Source organism: Salinispira pacifica (assembly GCF_000507245.1).
Lineage (GTDB): Bacteria > Spirochaetota > Spirochaetia > DSM-27196 > Salinispiraceae > Salinispira > Salinispira pacifica.
In genome coordinates, this window is the sequence record NC_023035.1 from 2,872,293 (window position 1) to 2,885,978 (window position 13,686).

Here is a 13,686-nt window from a genome sequence, read left to right on the forward strand (position 1 = left end):
AGCACACCCAGGAGGTGAAGTTTGGATTACCTGATTGATACTACCACGGATCAGCTTCATAGCACAGGCGGAATTGCACTGGTCGGCAAGATATGTGAGCGAATCGGGTTTGGTTCCGCGTCATCCACAGTACCTCATCCGGAGATTCTGAAGTCTCTCGTCGGTCTGTTTGTTAAGGGCCGAACGCGCTACGAGGAGATGGAGCTGTTCCGACGCGACCGGCTGTTTCGCGACAGTTTTGGACTCGCCTATGTACCGGCGCCTGAGACGCTACGGCTCTATCTGGAACGGATGACGCCGAGCCATGTCCAGGAAGAAGTGGAGCGCGCCACGATCAGTCTTCTGAAGCGCTCAACGCTGACACCGATCCAAACCGGAATACAGTCATATGTTCCGGTGGACGTGGATACCTCGCCGTTCGATAATTCGAAAAGTCACAAGGAAGGCGTGAGCCGGACGTACAAACAGTTTGACGGCTACCACCCCATCTTCAGTTACATCGGTTGTGAGGGCTACATGCTCAGCTGTGAACTCCGGGAGGGGAAACAACACTGTCAGAATGGGACGCCTGCGTATCTGAAGCGGACGATCGGCTTGCTCGGACAACTGCCGATCACCACGCCGGTGTTGTTTAGACTCGACGGTGGGAATGACGCTGCGGACACACTGGAAACCTTGAGCGGGCATGAGGATCAGTTTTTTATCGTGAAACGGAATCTTCGCCGGGAATTACCCGAATACTGGCTCTCTGTAGCCCAGTCTGAAGGTGTTATCACCTACCATGATGGGACGAAAACGGTGTATACCGGCTTTCACACCGGCAAAACACCGACCGACGACGGTCCGGATATGGACATCATCTTTGAGGTTACACTTCGCCGGGTGGCCCACGATGGAACGAGGTTGCTGTTTCCCGAGATATCAGTAGAGACCTTCTGGACCAATCTGTATGAACCACCGGAGACGGTCATCGCCTTGTATCGTGACCACGGCACGAGCGAGCAGTTTCACAGCGAGCTGAAAAGCGACATGAACGTCGAGCGTCTTCCATCGGGAAAGTTCGCGGTAAACGCGATGATCCTGCAGGTTGCCATGGTCGCCTTCAACATCCTTCGGTTCCTTGGGCAATCGGTACTCGGTATGGAAGAACTGCCGTACAAGACTGGAGTGACGCGAAAACGTCTACGGAAAGTGATCGACGACCTGATTCGGGTTGCGGTGAAGCTCGTGTATCATGCCCGTCAACATGTCATCAAGCTGTGGGACCGCGATCCGTGGCTCGGGTGCTTCCGAAAGCTCTACGACATCTGCGGCGCGTTGTAGAATGCAAATGCTGAAAAACCCGTGATACTACGGAACAGGAGTGCGCTCGTCTTCCGGCGGTGGGCATTTTCTACCTCCGAATCCCGATTGATTCTCCAGATTCGGCCAATTAGGGCCTCCTGAAAAAACCCTATGCTGCCATATTACCATACCCCAATACCACGGGGTAATGAGACTTCGGAATTTTTCGGCTGCGTAACATAGCTATGATCAAGACGTAAAAAAGATCCTTCCGAATCTTTTCCAGGTTCATCACCAGCATGATCATGGCCACCTGCGATTCACTGGTCTCAGCAAGCTTTGTCATTAATCGACCCATTGAGTACCGTCGTTTTGCTCTGCCGAATGTCCCTTCTACGGCGATTCTATCCAGCTCATCCTGACGGGCCAGCTTCTTTCGTTCTCGATTTTCTCCACGATCTTTCGGTGGACGACCAAGCGGCGGACCGGATAATCTGATTCCCCGTTTCTTGCACCAATTTCGGTTGTCCCTGGTGCGGTAAATCTGATCGGCGTGTATTGATTCCGGATACACGCCATATCTCTGTTTGTAATTTTCAGCCTGCATGTCTAAATCACCAGACTCGTTGTATGGATCCCATGAACAGCGATCGATGAACATGTACCCGTCAATATTGGCGGATGAAATCTTCATGCCGAACTCAACCGGGGTACCGGCTTTTCCCCTGACTATGGGGCGAATATGGGGTTGGGATATGCTCACGATCCGGCCTGACATTCGATGATCTTTGTTTTCATACATCAGGGCCTGCTGGCGAAAGACTTCTGAGATCACCAGCAGATTCCGGTACTGCTGCCGAGACAGGCTATTCAAGCCGACTACCGTCGCTAATTGCTCTATGTGCCGGAGATTACGGCGTATGTACCCCAGCTGCTTGCGTATTGCTTTGCGAATCTTGTTCTTGCTCGCTTTGCGCTTTTTGATGACCGCCAAAAAATCCTTTTGCGCCCTTTGCCGGTATGTTCGGGGTTTTGTCGCCCCCTTGGGCCGTTTTGCGTGAAGAACGTCTATGATGGTTTCCAGTTTTGTCCGGCTCTCATTTAAAAGGGAAAGGTCTGTGGGATATCGAATATCACCGGGTACGCAGGTGGCATCAATCAGAAGCTTTCCGTTGTTTTCTACCTCAGGATTTTCTTCTTTTTCAGCTTCCGTATCATCTTCAGTTTTTTTTTACGTTCTTCGGCAATAATCAATTCATTTGCGTGAGTGATCATGTCCATGCTGATTCGCTTTCTGAAATGGACCATCATTGATGGATCAAAAGGAGCCTCATCTTGGTACCCCTGCATTCCGATGAGATATTGCAGGTAAGGCGTCTCACGAATCTGCTCCACGGTTTCCTCATCTGTAATTCCTAATTTTTCCTTTATAATCAGGGCACCCAATGCTGTACGGAAACGGATCGCCGGAGCGCCTTGCCCGCTTTCGATAGCAAACTGTGAGGCATATTCTGCTTCTAAATCTTCCCAGGGAATTAAATCAGCAAGCTGTACCCAGCGGTTATTGGGGTTCAGTTTGCCTCCAAATGGGAGATAGAAATCTTCAAATGAAAGCTGCGTTTTGTCCTCAGTTCTATACATAATCCCTCCCGCCAAGAAAACAGGTGCAAGGGTTTTTGCCTGGTTTTCGCAAAAACCGTGCACTTCATACACAAATCCTAGCAGTATTTCATTTATATGTATAGGGTTAAGGTTTTTTCAGGAGGCCCCAATTATCGGCGCTGCCTTCGTATGAATATCCCTTGGGTCGGCGACGAGGCACGGCCAACGGCGGTTGCCCGCGAAAAACTCCCGAAACAGCCAGCTACCGTGCCCCTATACGGATTCAGGTTTTAATGTATATTTCAGGCGTCGAAACTAATTCAGCAATAAGTTCCAAACGTTTATCTCTGGTTTCCTTTGCAATCGATTCAGGTGGCGGATTAATCAATGTCAGATCAGAGTATGGGTCATCAATTATACGAAGTTCACTGGAAAGGAGAGCCTCTTCGATTTCAGCTTCTAAGATCTGTGCTGGAAACCCTTTGTCAACATCTATTGAAATCCATAAATATCCTTCACTTGTGACTTCTAATATTCTATAGCGGGCGGACCCGTACTGAAGTACATCATTGATTTGCAGCATAACAAGTCCTTATTACGGACATTTCTGGACTTACCGTAATTTCACTGACAAGAATTTGTGACCACTCTTTACGCAGATCAAATTTTAGCAATCTATACGCAAGAAGACTCCGAATTGTTCTTAAGGATTCTCCAGGTTCAAATGAGTATGCATTGTCAATTTTCATCGCTACCTGAGAAATTCGATCATCTGGGTTTTGACTGAAAAAATCTGAATACAATGGTAGTTGCTCAATAAAACGATGAATATCATCACCAACACAACGAGCTGAATACATCCACTTAAGGTTTTCTATGATTAGCTTAGGTATGTTTTGATCAGTTAATAAATAAAAGGGAATGCTTATTTTCTTCCAATAGCTTCTCTCGATTTCTAATTTTTCTATTGTCCCGTTATCTTTTAGATCGCTGATGTATTTGACTTGAAATGCGATTTGTTTTTGAGGGAAATCATTCAGATCGATAAGAAAATCGGAGGACATCACGTGAATGAACCCATTTTTTGTCGGGTGCCGGATACCGCGATTCTTAGCAATCTCGAGCGTATCATCAAGATTCAGAGGGTATTGTTCACGAACATCTATAACTGCGGGATGTAATTCCAACAAATAGAATGCAGCTAATTCCAAGTCTGAGAGCAGATGATGTGTTCTTTGTGTCTTAAATCCGTATATCCGATGAGACCTGCCCTCGGAAGGCAGGTCTCGTATTGTCAACCATGGTTTATATTCTTTTCCGTTGCCGGATCCTCGGCCTTGCTTTATCCAACTCTGTGTTTTCTTATCGAGATCATAGTTGGACATTCGCAGCTCCTTTAGGAAAAAGTATATCGCAGCGAATATTTATTACTATCTTTATTTCGAATTTACTATCTTTATTTCGAATTTACCAACTATATTTCAATCCCACAAGCAAGCTCGCCCGCGACTCTCGCTCACTCCACCGTAACGCTTTTCGCCAGATTTCTGGGCTGGTCGATCTCCCGGCCCAGGGCGAGAGACACATAATAGGCAAACAGCTGAAGGGGAACCACCGCCAGGATGGGCGCAAGAACCTCATCGGTGGCGGGTATTTTGATAATATCGCTGGCCAGGTCTTCCAGCCGTGGGTCATCCGAGTCGGTGAGGACGATCACCTTGCCCTCCCGGGCCCGCACTTCCTGGATGTTCCCGATATCCTTATCAAGAAAATCACCGTCCATGGCAATAAAAAGGGACGGCATGTCCGGTGAGATGAGGGCCAGGGGTCCGTGCTTCAGTCCCCCGGAGGAAAATCCTTCGGCATGGATGTAGCTGATTTCCTTCAGCTTCAGGGCTCCTTCCAGGGCTATGGGATAATAATTTCCCCTGCCCATGAAGAGCATACTGCCGTACCCTTTGTATTTCTCCGCAATTTCCTTAATTCTGTCCCTGAGACCCAGCGTCTCATGAATCCTGTCCGGCAGCGCCATCATGGCGTCCACCAGCTCCTTGCCCCGGCGTACCGGCACATCCCGCATCCGTCCAAGAAGCAGGGCCAGCAAGGCCATTACCGTCACCTGGGAGGTGAATGCCTTGGTGGAGGCCACCGATTTTTCCGGTCCCGCATGGGTGTACACGCCCCCTTCGGTAAGCCGGGCAAGGGTGGAGCCCACCACGTTCACGATGCCCAGCACCCGGCCCCCTTTGTTCTGAACTTCCTTCACCGCCAGAATGGTGTCGGCGGTTTCGCCGCTCTGGCTGATTGCCAGGTAGAGGGTGTCCCGTTTCACAATGGGATTGCTCACACGGTATTCCGAAGCATCGAACACCTGCACGGGTATTCTGGCCAGATGTTCAATCATGGCACCGCCCACGCATCCGGCGTAATACCCGGTTCCCATGGCAAGGACATGAATCCGTTCGATATCGAAGAAGTCCCGCTTATCCAGGTTCAGCCCCCCCAGTTTGGCAGTTCCGAAATCGTGGAGAAGCCGTCCCCCCTCGCCCATGGCCCGGCTCACTGCCGCGGGCTGTTCAAAAATTTCTTTCAGCAGGAAGTGATCATACTCACCCTTCAGGGCCTGGGTTTCATCGATATCCACCTGTTCAACGGTTTTCTCAACCTCCCGGTCCTGACGGTTGATGGTCTTGTACTGTTTGGGCGTAAGAATTGCCATTTCGCCGTCTTCAAGATAGATGGCCTGCCGGGAGAGACCGATGAATGCGGTTGCGTCCGAAGCCAGAAACATCTCTTTTTCTCCCACACCCACAATCAGGGGGCTGCCGTTTCTCGCCCCCACCAGCAAATCCGGGTGATCCCGAAACAGGACGATAATTCCGTATGTGCCCTCAATTCGGCGCAAAGCGCTTTTCACAGCGTCTTCGGGTTTTTCGGGATTCTGCTTCAGATAATCCTCTATGAGATGGGCCAGCACCTCGGAATCGGTCTCACTGAGAAAGCTATAGCCCTTGGTGATCAGCTCCTCTTTCAGCGCCACATAGTTATCGATGATGCCGTTGTGAACCACCGCCACCCTGCCGTCGGCGCTCTCATGGGGATGGGCGTTCTCGTCGGACACCCTGCCGTGGGTTGCCCAGCGGGTATGGGCAATGCCCAGAGTGCTGGCTGAACGGGACGGAAGGGCCTGTTCAAGATTGTTCAGTTTGCCCTGCTTCTTTATCACCTTAATGCTCTCACCCTGCAAAAGGGCGACACCGGAGGAATCATACCCCCGGTACTCCAGCTGACGCAGTCCCTGCATCAGCACCGGCATGGCCTTCCGGGGACCGCAGTACCCTACAATTCCGCACATATTCTTCTCCTGCTGTAGTATTATCCGTAAATAATCCGGCGGATCTGCCGGATGCTCAATGGGGGGCGGCGAAGCGGCGCTGGGGCAGCTCCTTTTCGATGCGGCTGAAAATATCCGCATTGGAGTATCCGGACCGCTGCAGCTCTCCATGACGCTGAACCACAAAATCCTGAACGCTCCGGTTCCAGTATTCGCTGATATCGTCCACAAGCATTTCCAGCTCGTGTTCGCCGATGGAATAGTTATCAAGCAGATGACGTTTCAGATTCGGGTCAATCCTGAGAATACATTCCTCCCCCGGACGGAGCATTCAGACTGAATGCCCCCGTTCCATGGAGGAGAATGTAGACCACTGCACAGGATATTTCAATAAATACGGTCAATTTTACCCGTTTTCGGGCAGATATCTTCTCTATTCACCCAGGAGTGCGTCATCCCGGGCAAATTCTGTGCCGGTAACCGCATGAAAACGTTCCACCAGACCGGCAACCGTGAGACGCTTTTTTTCTTCGCCGTCCACGTCAAGGACAATGCGTCCCCGGTCCATCATCAGCAGACGGTTGCCGTGATCGATGGCATGCTGCATGTTGTGGGTAATCATCATACAGGTAAGGCCGAATTCCGACACGAACTGGCGGGTGAGATCCTGGATTTTCGCTGCATTCCGGGGATCCAGAGCAGCAGTATGCTCATCCAGAAGGATCAGCCGGGGCTGACTGAGCACCATCATCAGCAGGGTCACAGACTGCCTTTGCCCGCCGGAGAGCAGTTCGACGTTTTCCTTGAGCCGGTGCTCCAGCCCCATGTCCAGCCGTTTCAGCTGACTTCTGAAGTACTCCCTGCGCTTCTCGTTCAGGGATATTTTCAGCCCCTTGAATCCTTTGGTGGAAGCAATCATCATGTTGTCTTCCAGGGTCATGTTCCCTGCGGTTCCCATGGTGGGGTTCTGGAATATCCGGCCGATATATTTCGCCCGGCGGTGTTCCGCGAGACGGGTAATGTCCCGTTCGCCCAGCTGCAGGGTTCCCCGGGAAGGAGGAAGGGTGCCGGAGATCAGATTAAACAGGGTGCTTTTTCCCGCTCCGTTGGAACCGATAATGGTAATAAAATCCCCTTCCCGTACATCCAGATTCAGATTGTGAATGGCCGTATGTTCGTCGGCGGTACCGGGGTTGAACACTTTACTGAGATGCGAAATCTGTATCATGAGTTCTCCCCCGTTTCCTGTGTTGTGCCGCCGCCGGGACCAGAGGGATTTTCTGAATCCGCTCCATGTTCATCCTGCAGTGCATGCTGCAGGGCGATTCCCGCTGCCTTTTTCTGGCGCCTGTCTTCCTGAACCCGGGTGTAGAGCAGAAGCCCCACAATAAACAGCCCGTATATCAGCTGAAGATCGCTGGGCCGCAGCTGAATAAATACCGCCCGCCGTGCCAGAAACATGAGGGAACGGAAAAGGATGGAACCCACGATCACCCGGAGGGTGAGAACCCAAATTCGGTTCGAGCGAAGCACCAGTTCACCGATCATCACCGAGGCAAGTCCGGCAATGACAATTCCCCGGCCCAGGTTCACATCCGCAGAGCCCTGATACTGACTTGCAAGAGCCCCGGACAGTGCAACCAGTGCGTTGGAAAGCCCCAGACCGATAATTTTCAGGGTCTCGGGGTTCACCCCCTGGCTCTTCACCATCTGTTCATTGCTGCCCATGGCTCCCATGGTAAGCCCCATATCGGTGTGAAAGAAAAGATCCAGTATGAGTTTCACCAGAAGAACCACCGCCGCAAATACGATGAGAATTACCGCCCCCCGGCCAAGACCGGGAAGGAGCCCCTGCACCGTATCCAGCAGAGTATCGTATTTCAGAAAGCTGATATTCGGACGGTTTCCCTGAACCCGGAGATTCACCGAATAGAGCATGGTCATGGTAAGTATTCCCGCAAGCAGATGGGGCACCCGGAGCTTGGTGTGAATGAGGGCGGTCACCGTTCCGGCGGCAAATCCGCCGAAAATTATCAGGGCCAGGGTGACGGGACCGGGAATGCCCGCCACTATGGCCGATGCATAGATCGCCGCCCCGAGGGGAAAACTGCCGTCCACCGTGAGGTCCGGGAATTCAAGGAGCCGGAAGCTGATAAACACTCCCAGCGCCATGATCCCGTATACCAGCCCTTCAGCAAGGATGGTTTGTATCATTATTCAACTTCACCGTTTCGGATGATTGATCCCGCCTGTTCAACCAGTTCATCTGAAACTTCAATTCCAAGACGATCGGCAACGTCCAGATTGAGCACCAGCAGCAGATCCTCCGGATCGGTGAGAAAGCGGGTGGGAATATCCGCCGGTTCTGAGCCTTCGAGCACCTCGTCGATCAGCCGTCCGGTGGCCCGGCCCATTGCATAGTAATCGAAGCCGTAGGCTGCAAGCACATCATAATCGCCGAAACTTGAGGGGTCGGCGGTTATCACCGGCACGTTGTTCTGATTTGCAACTTCGATCAGCGCAGGAAGAGCGGAGAACACGGTGTTGTCTGTTGAAACATACACGGCATCCACACGGTCCATAATCGCCTCGGCCGCCTGCTTCACCTGCCCTGAATCGGCTATAGTGGTGGAAACAAACTCAAGCCCCCGGTTTGCAGCAGCTTCCTCCGCAAGCTCTGCAAGCTTCACCGCATTGGGCTCGCCTGAGGTGTATACCGTACCGATGCTCTGGGCACCGGTGAGTTCGATGATCAGATCAATCTGCTCTGCAACAGGGGTGAGGTCGCTTACACCGGTTACATTATTTTTTCCGCTTTCAAGATTATCAACCAGGCCTGCATCCACCGGATCGGTAACCGCAGTGAAAATTACCGGACGGTCTGTGATTGCGGTGGCCAGGGCGATGGAAGTGGGGGTGGCGATTCCAACGGCAATGTCCACATCATCAAACAGGAACTTGCTGGCGATCTGCCCGGCGGTATTCATATCACCTGCTGCATTCTGCACATCAAAACTGATGTCGTCATATCCCAGCTCCGCCATTTCATCCTTGATTCCCTGCTCCACGGCATTCAATGCCGGGTGCTCAACTATCTTGGAAATTCCGATTGTCACGCTTTTCTGTTCACCGGCGCAGCCGCTGAACAGCAGTACAACAGCCGCAAGCACAGCCGCGGTCCGTATCGTAAAAATTTTCATACCCACCTCCATGGTATCCCGTACAATGACGGGCTCGGGTTACGTTGTATTCATTTATTAATCTGCCGTAAAGACGCTTTGAAAATCCCGCTGCAAAAGGAGTGGACTTTACGCCGGAATTACATATTGCATGAATATACAATACTACCTGATTTCCGAAGGCTTTGGCAATTTCAAATTACCGATTTTCTTACTGCCCCGTAAGATAAAATCCGGCTGCCGCCGGCAGCATTCACTCAATCGGGCATTCCATCCGGCTCATTTTCCTGCTGCTCAAGCTCCGCCGGGTTATGTTTCTCCGGCTCAGCCTCCCCCGGCTCATGCTCCTCCAGCTTGATTTCAGTCGGGATTCCCGGTATGGTGGTCGGTATCTGATGTATGACTTCAACCCTATTCCCAGGCTCTTTCAAATAATTTTTTGAAAGAGCCTTTGTTTACAGGAGCAGTATAATGAAGAATCAATCCCTGGAAGGCTGGCTGCGGGTAAGCGCCGGCCTGCTGATTAATCTCTGCATGGGAACCATCTATTCCTGGAGCGTGTTCCGCACCCCCATGGAAGAACAGTTTTCCCTCACCGCAGTGCAGAGCGGACTTCCCTATATGATCTTTCTGGCCATGTTCGCATTCAGCATGCCCCTTGGAGGCTGGGTAATCGGAAAAATCGGGCCCCGGCTCACCACGGTCACCGGTGCACTGCTTCTAGGCAGCGCCTGGGTTCTTGCGGGGATATCCGGCAGCTTCACCGTCATCGTTCTGGCCTACGGCGTCCTTGGAGGCGTGGGAGTGGGTCTGGCATACGGTGCGCCCCTTGCAGTTGCGGGGAAGTGGTTCCCCAGGCGGAAGGGCCTGGCAATGGGGATTGCCCTTGTGGGATTCGGGTTGTCTCCGTTTATTACTGCTCCCCTGGCGGAGTATCTCATCGTTTCCCGGGGTGTTCTCGCAAGTTTCTGGATTCTGGGTGCGGCATTTTTCGTTGTCATCGCCGTGCTGGGTCAGTTTCTGATCTATCCCAAAACCGATGGTCAATCCGATTCCCATAAGTCTGAACAGATGCGGGATACATCCCCGGGGGAAATGCTCAGGACTCCTGCCTTTTATGTGCTCTGGACGCTGTATGTGATCGGTACGTTGAGCGGACTGATGGTTATCGGCATTACATCTCCGGCGGCACAGGAGATTGCGGGCTTAAGCGGACCGGCGGCGGCAATTCTGGTGAGCGTCATGGCGGTGTTCAACGGGCTGGGTCGGCCCCTGTTCGGAAGCATCACCGACAAATTCGGCGCAAGAAACAGCATTGCCCTGGCGGCGGTTCTGGTTGCCGCAGCTTCGGGACTGATGCTGATCATGCCGGAAGGATCTCCGATTCTGTTCTCCCTGGCATTCGCGGTATTCTGGCTGCTGCTGGGCGGTTGGCTGGCTATTGCCCCGGCCGCCACCACGGTGCTGTTCGGATCCAAATATTACAGTCAGAATTACGGAATCATGTACACCGCCTACGGGGTGGGAGCGATTCTCGGAACCCTCATATCCGGTGAAATCCGCAGCGCTTTCGGCTCCTACCGCCTGGCCTTTATTCCCACCCTGGGACTGGCTGCGGTGGCTCTGGTAATTGTGCTGATATTCATGAAAAAAGAGACGCAGAAGCAGTAAGCCCCTTTCCGGGCCCGGTCCTTACCGGCCGGGTCCCTCCTGGGACTCTGCCGGGCCCTCTTCCCTTGTGGCCTTTTTTAACTTGGCATCTTCTCTGTTGGCATCTTCTGGTTCAACCGGCTCATCCCCGGACCGGCGGGTCTTGAATCCGTCAACCTGACTGCGGATCTTCTGCAGCTGGCTGCGGTTTTCCTGCCCCAGCTGGGCCAGCTCGTTGGTGGAGTCCCGGATTTCCTTGATGCCTGCATCGATTTCGCTGATGCTTCCCGACACCGAGGTGGAAACCTCAAGAACATTGCTTACATTCCGGTGTATTCCTTCCGCACCATTGTTCAGGCGGCTGCTTTCATCTTCAACCCGGGTGGAAACCTGGGTAAGCGAACTGATGGTGTCCAGGATCTGGGTACTGCCCTGGTTCAGCTCTTCCATGCTGGCTCCGATTTCCGCAAACACCGAGGTGAACTGTTCAACCTCCCGCTGGATGCCGGTAAAACTCTCGCCGGTCTCCCGTGAAGATTCCATGGCACGGTGGATCAGATCCACGGAGCTGTGAATGCTCTCGCTGATCACCACGGAATTTTCCCGGGTGGTTTCCGAAAGCTTCCGGATTTCGTCGGCGACTACGCTGAATCCTCTCCCTGCATCCCCGGCGTGGGCGGCTTCGATGGCGGCATTCATGGCCAGAAGGTTGGTCTGTTCCGATATGGACTGGATTATCTCTGTGGCCTCGGTAATCTTGTCCGCTGCCTGCTGTACCTCGGTAATGAGATCCACCGTGGATTCAAGTTTTTCGCCCCCGGCCCTGGTGATATTCAGAAGTTCGTCGCTTCGCTCCCGGCGCTCCCGGATGCTGTTGCTCACCGACTGGATGGAGGCCACCATCTCTTCGGTTGCCGAAGAAGATGAGTCAACCGCCGCCTTTTGGGTATTCACCGCTTCACTGAGGGTTGACGCTATGCCTCTGATATCTTCCACAGCCTGAAAGCTTGACTGTACGTGTTGATCCAGACCGGCAACCTGTTCGGATATTGAATTCAGGTTCCGGGATATCTGATACACCGCAGCAGAGCTTTCCTCGGAGCTGGCCAGAAGAGTGTCGGAAAGGTTATCCGCCTGAACCACCGTGGATTGAATATTGCTGACAATCTCATGGAGTTTCTCCACAAAAATGTTGAAATAGCTGCTCATCCGACCAAGCTCATCTTTTCTGGTGATATCCAGGCGAACCGTGAGATCCCCCCTTCCCTGGGAAATTTCCCTGAGTATTTCAACGGTGTTCTTCAACGGCCGCGAGATGCTCCGGCTTACTGCAGCAAACAGCAGAATGAGCAGCAGAAGCACTGCTGCGGCAATTACGGCAACCAGCCTGATCATATCGAACACCGCCGCCAGAGCTTCCCGGGCATCCTGTTCGGCTATGACCACCCATTGCACTCCCGGAATTTCCAGGGGAGCATAGGCTCCCAGGGTCATGGTTTCCCGGAAACTTTCGCTGAGCAGCACCCCTTTTTCTCCTTGAAGCGCACGGTCCACCGCATCGGTCCGCATGGGCAGATGAAGAATGGTGGTTTCAAAACTTGCAATTTCCGTGGCCAGGGGAGCCCTGTCCAATTCGGTATTCAGCATTTCATAGAATTCAGCAGGGCGCTCAAGAAACATGCGGTACTCGGTGCGGAGCATGCGGTCTGTTCCCGCAATATAGGTTTCTCCGGTGGCTCCCAGCCCTTCCTCCTCCCAGGATTGATTCCGGGTCATTACGGCTTCAATCTCCTCCACGGGCATTTGAAATATCAGGATCCCTGTGAGCTCTTCTCCCTGGTATATTCCGGTGGATATGAATGATGCGGGAGCGGCGTTTGACGGCAGATACGGACGGTAGTCGATGAGATAGCTTACCCCCTTCTCCCCGCTTAACGCAGACTGGAAGGCCTTGCCGATGCCGCTTGAAGTATAGGGACCGTTTTTCAGGTCGGTGGCGAAATCCGCTTCCTTTTTCACCGAATAGACGATGGTACCGTACTCCGGTTCAACCAGGAAAATATCGTAAAACCCGAACTTCTCAAGATACGAGCGAAATACCGAATGGTAGCGGGAATGAATTTCATCATAGCCGTCGATGCCCGGATTAATCAGATCATCCTTCCTGCCGACGGGGTTGGGGTTATTTACCAGATACCGTTCCTGGAGAATAAATGATGCAACATTCCTGGGAAGCAGGCGGCTGGTGTCGCTGGGGCGGACAGTTTCGGGAATGCGCATGAGCAGCTCGGTGCGAAGATACTCGGCTACTTTCCGGCGCATCTCAAGCAGCCGGTCCGAGGGGCTGTCCCTGAGCTCTGCATATTCCCTTCTGAAATCCTCAATTGCCTGTATCACCATGAGATTTACGGCCTGCGCCTCTACCTGACGGGAGATCTGTTCAAAATAGTTCTCCACCTGGGTGGCTTTGATATCCCGTATTGCAGAAAGTTTTTCGAAAACCAGATCTCTCTGTGACTGCTGGGCAATAAAAATAATCCCCGACGCTATGAGCGCCAGGGATACAAAAGTGATAATCAAAATGCCTGTAAGCCGTTGTCGTATCGTGAGGTTCATGTTTTAGCCTACAGGGTATAT

The 13,686-nt window shown here is 52.4% G+C and carries 11 protein-coding genes; 2 read left to right on the forward strand and 9 right to left on the reverse strand.

Going from position 1 to position 13,686, the window contains the following annotated elements; translation table 11 throughout:
* The first annotated feature begins 21 nt into the window (after positions 1-21).
* Positions 22-1,323 carry an IS1380 family transposase gene (locus L21SP2_RS12575; protein ID WP_024268917.1) on the forward strand — a complete coding sequence of 434 codons (1,302 nt, stop codon included), beginning with the start codon at positions 22-24 and terminating at the stop codon, positions 1,321-1,323.
* A 130-nt stretch (positions 1,324-1,453) separates the two neighbouring features.
* Here L21SP2_RS12575 and L21SP2_RS12580 read toward each other — a convergent pair.
* The 8 genes from L21SP2_RS12580 to L21SP2_RS12615 all read right to left on the reverse strand — a co-directional run bounded on the left by L21SP2_RS12580 (position 1,454) and on the right by L21SP2_RS12615 (position 9,420).
* Positions 1,454-2,925 (reverse strand): IS5 family transposase gene (locus L21SP2_RS12580; protein ID WP_425277199.1). Its coding sequence is split into 2 segments (ribosomal slippage): positions 1,454-2,515 and positions 2,518-2,925, totalling 1,470 coding nucleotides; the frame shifts between segments, so codons are not numbered across the junction.
* A gap of 244 nt (positions 2,926-3,169) precedes the next feature.
* Entirely contained in the window at positions 3,170-3,469 is a 300-nt protein-coding gene (locus tag L21SP2_RS12585) for a hypothetical protein (RefSeq protein ID WP_024268918.1), read from the reverse strand.
* A complete protein-coding gene (locus L21SP2_RS12590; protein WP_024268919.1) occupies positions 3,453-4,271 on the reverse strand; it encodes a heteromeric transposase endonuclease subunit TnsA in 819 nt (272 codons plus the stop codon). Before L21SP2_RS12590 ends, L21SP2_RS12585 begins: the two co-directional genes overlap by 17 nt.
* Positions 4,272-4,402: 131 nt before the next feature.
* Positions 4,403-6,241 (reverse strand): glutamine--fructose-6-phosphate transaminase (isomerizing), encoded by a 1,839-nt coding sequence (gene glmS, locus L21SP2_RS12595; protein ID WP_024268920.1) that lies wholly within the window; start codon positions 6,239-6,241, stop codon positions 4,403-4,405.
* 55 nt (positions 6,242-6,296) lie between these two features.
* Complete coding sequence (locus tag L21SP2_RS12600; RefSeq protein WP_024268921.1) at positions 6,297-6,551, reverse strand: hypothetical protein; 255 nt, start codon at positions 6,549-6,551, stop codon at positions 6,297-6,299.
* A gap of 102 nt (positions 6,552-6,653) precedes the next feature.
* Positions 6,654-7,448 (reverse strand): ABC transporter ATP-binding protein, encoded by a 795-nt coding sequence (locus L21SP2_RS12605; RefSeq protein ID WP_024268922.1) that lies wholly within the window; start codon positions 7,446-7,448, stop codon positions 6,654-6,656.
* Positions 7,445-8,434, reverse strand: coding sequence for an ABC transporter permease (locus tag L21SP2_RS12610; RefSeq protein WP_024268923.1), 990 nt, complete (start codon positions 8,432-8,434; stop codon positions 7,445-7,447). The genes L21SP2_RS12605 and L21SP2_RS12610 overlap by 4 nt, the downstream gene beginning before the upstream one ends.
* The gene (locus tag L21SP2_RS12615; protein WP_024268924.1) at positions 8,434-9,420 is read right to left on the reverse strand and encodes an ABC transporter substrate-binding protein; all 987 of its coding nucleotides are present in this window, start codon (positions 9,418-9,420) and stop codon (positions 8,434-8,436) included. The genes L21SP2_RS12610 and L21SP2_RS12615 overlap by 1 nt, the downstream gene beginning before the upstream one ends.
* 450 nt (positions 9,421-9,870) lie before the next feature.
* Here L21SP2_RS12615 and L21SP2_RS12620 point away from each other — a divergent pair, with 450 nt between their 5' ends.
* Positions 9,871-11,070, forward strand: a complete 1,200-nt coding sequence (locus L21SP2_RS12620; RefSeq protein WP_024268926.1) for an L-lactate MFS transporter — start codon at positions 9,871-9,873, stop codon at positions 11,068-11,070.
* Positions 11,071-11,091: 21 nt separating this feature from the next.
* On the opposite strand, the gene L21SP2_RS12625 is transcribed toward L21SP2_RS12620, so the two are convergent.
* Entirely contained in the window at positions 11,092-13,665 is a 2,574-nt protein-coding gene (locus L21SP2_RS12625) for a methyl-accepting chemotaxis protein (RefSeq protein ID WP_081719617.1), read from the reverse strand.
* Positions 13,666-13,686 lie beyond the last annotated feature (21 nt).

Excerpts from the sequence above, each read along its gene's own strand:
- L21SP2_RS12620 (WP_024268926.1), top strand. The coding sequence starts at position 9,871 with ATGAAGAATCAATCCCTGGAAGGCTGGCTGCGGGTAAGCGCCGGCCTG.
- L21SP2_RS12615 (WP_024268924.1), bottom strand. The coding sequence starts at position 9,420 with ATGAAAATTTTTACGATACGGACCGCGGCTGTGCTTGCGGCTGTTGTA.
- L21SP2_RS12585 (WP_024268918.1), bottom strand. The coding sequence starts at position 3,469 with ATGCTGCAAATCAATGATGTACTTCAGTACGGGTCCGCCCGCTATAGA.
- L21SP2_RS12590 (WP_024268919.1), bottom strand. The coding sequence starts at position 4,271 with ATGTCCAACTATGATCTCGATAAGAAAACACAGAGTTGGATAAAGCAA.
- glmS (WP_024268920.1), bottom strand. The coding sequence starts at position 6,241 with ATGTGCGGAATTGTAGGGTACTGCGGTCCCCGGAAGGCCATGCCGGTG.
- L21SP2_RS12610 (WP_024268923.1), bottom strand. The coding sequence starts at position 8,434 with ATGATACAAACCATCCTTGCTGAAGGGCTGGTATACGGGATCATGGCG.
- L21SP2_RS12605 (WP_024268922.1), bottom strand. The coding sequence starts at position 7,448 with ATGATACAGATTTCGCATCTCAGTAAAGTGTTCAACCCCGGTACCGCC.
- L21SP2_RS12625 (WP_081719617.1), bottom strand. The coding sequence starts at position 13,665 with ATGAACCTCACGATACGACAACGGCTTACAGGCATTTTGATTATCACT.
- L21SP2_RS12600 (WP_024268921.1), bottom strand. The coding sequence starts at position 6,551 with ATGCTCCGTCCGGGGGAGGAATGTATTCTCAGGATTGACCCGAATCTG.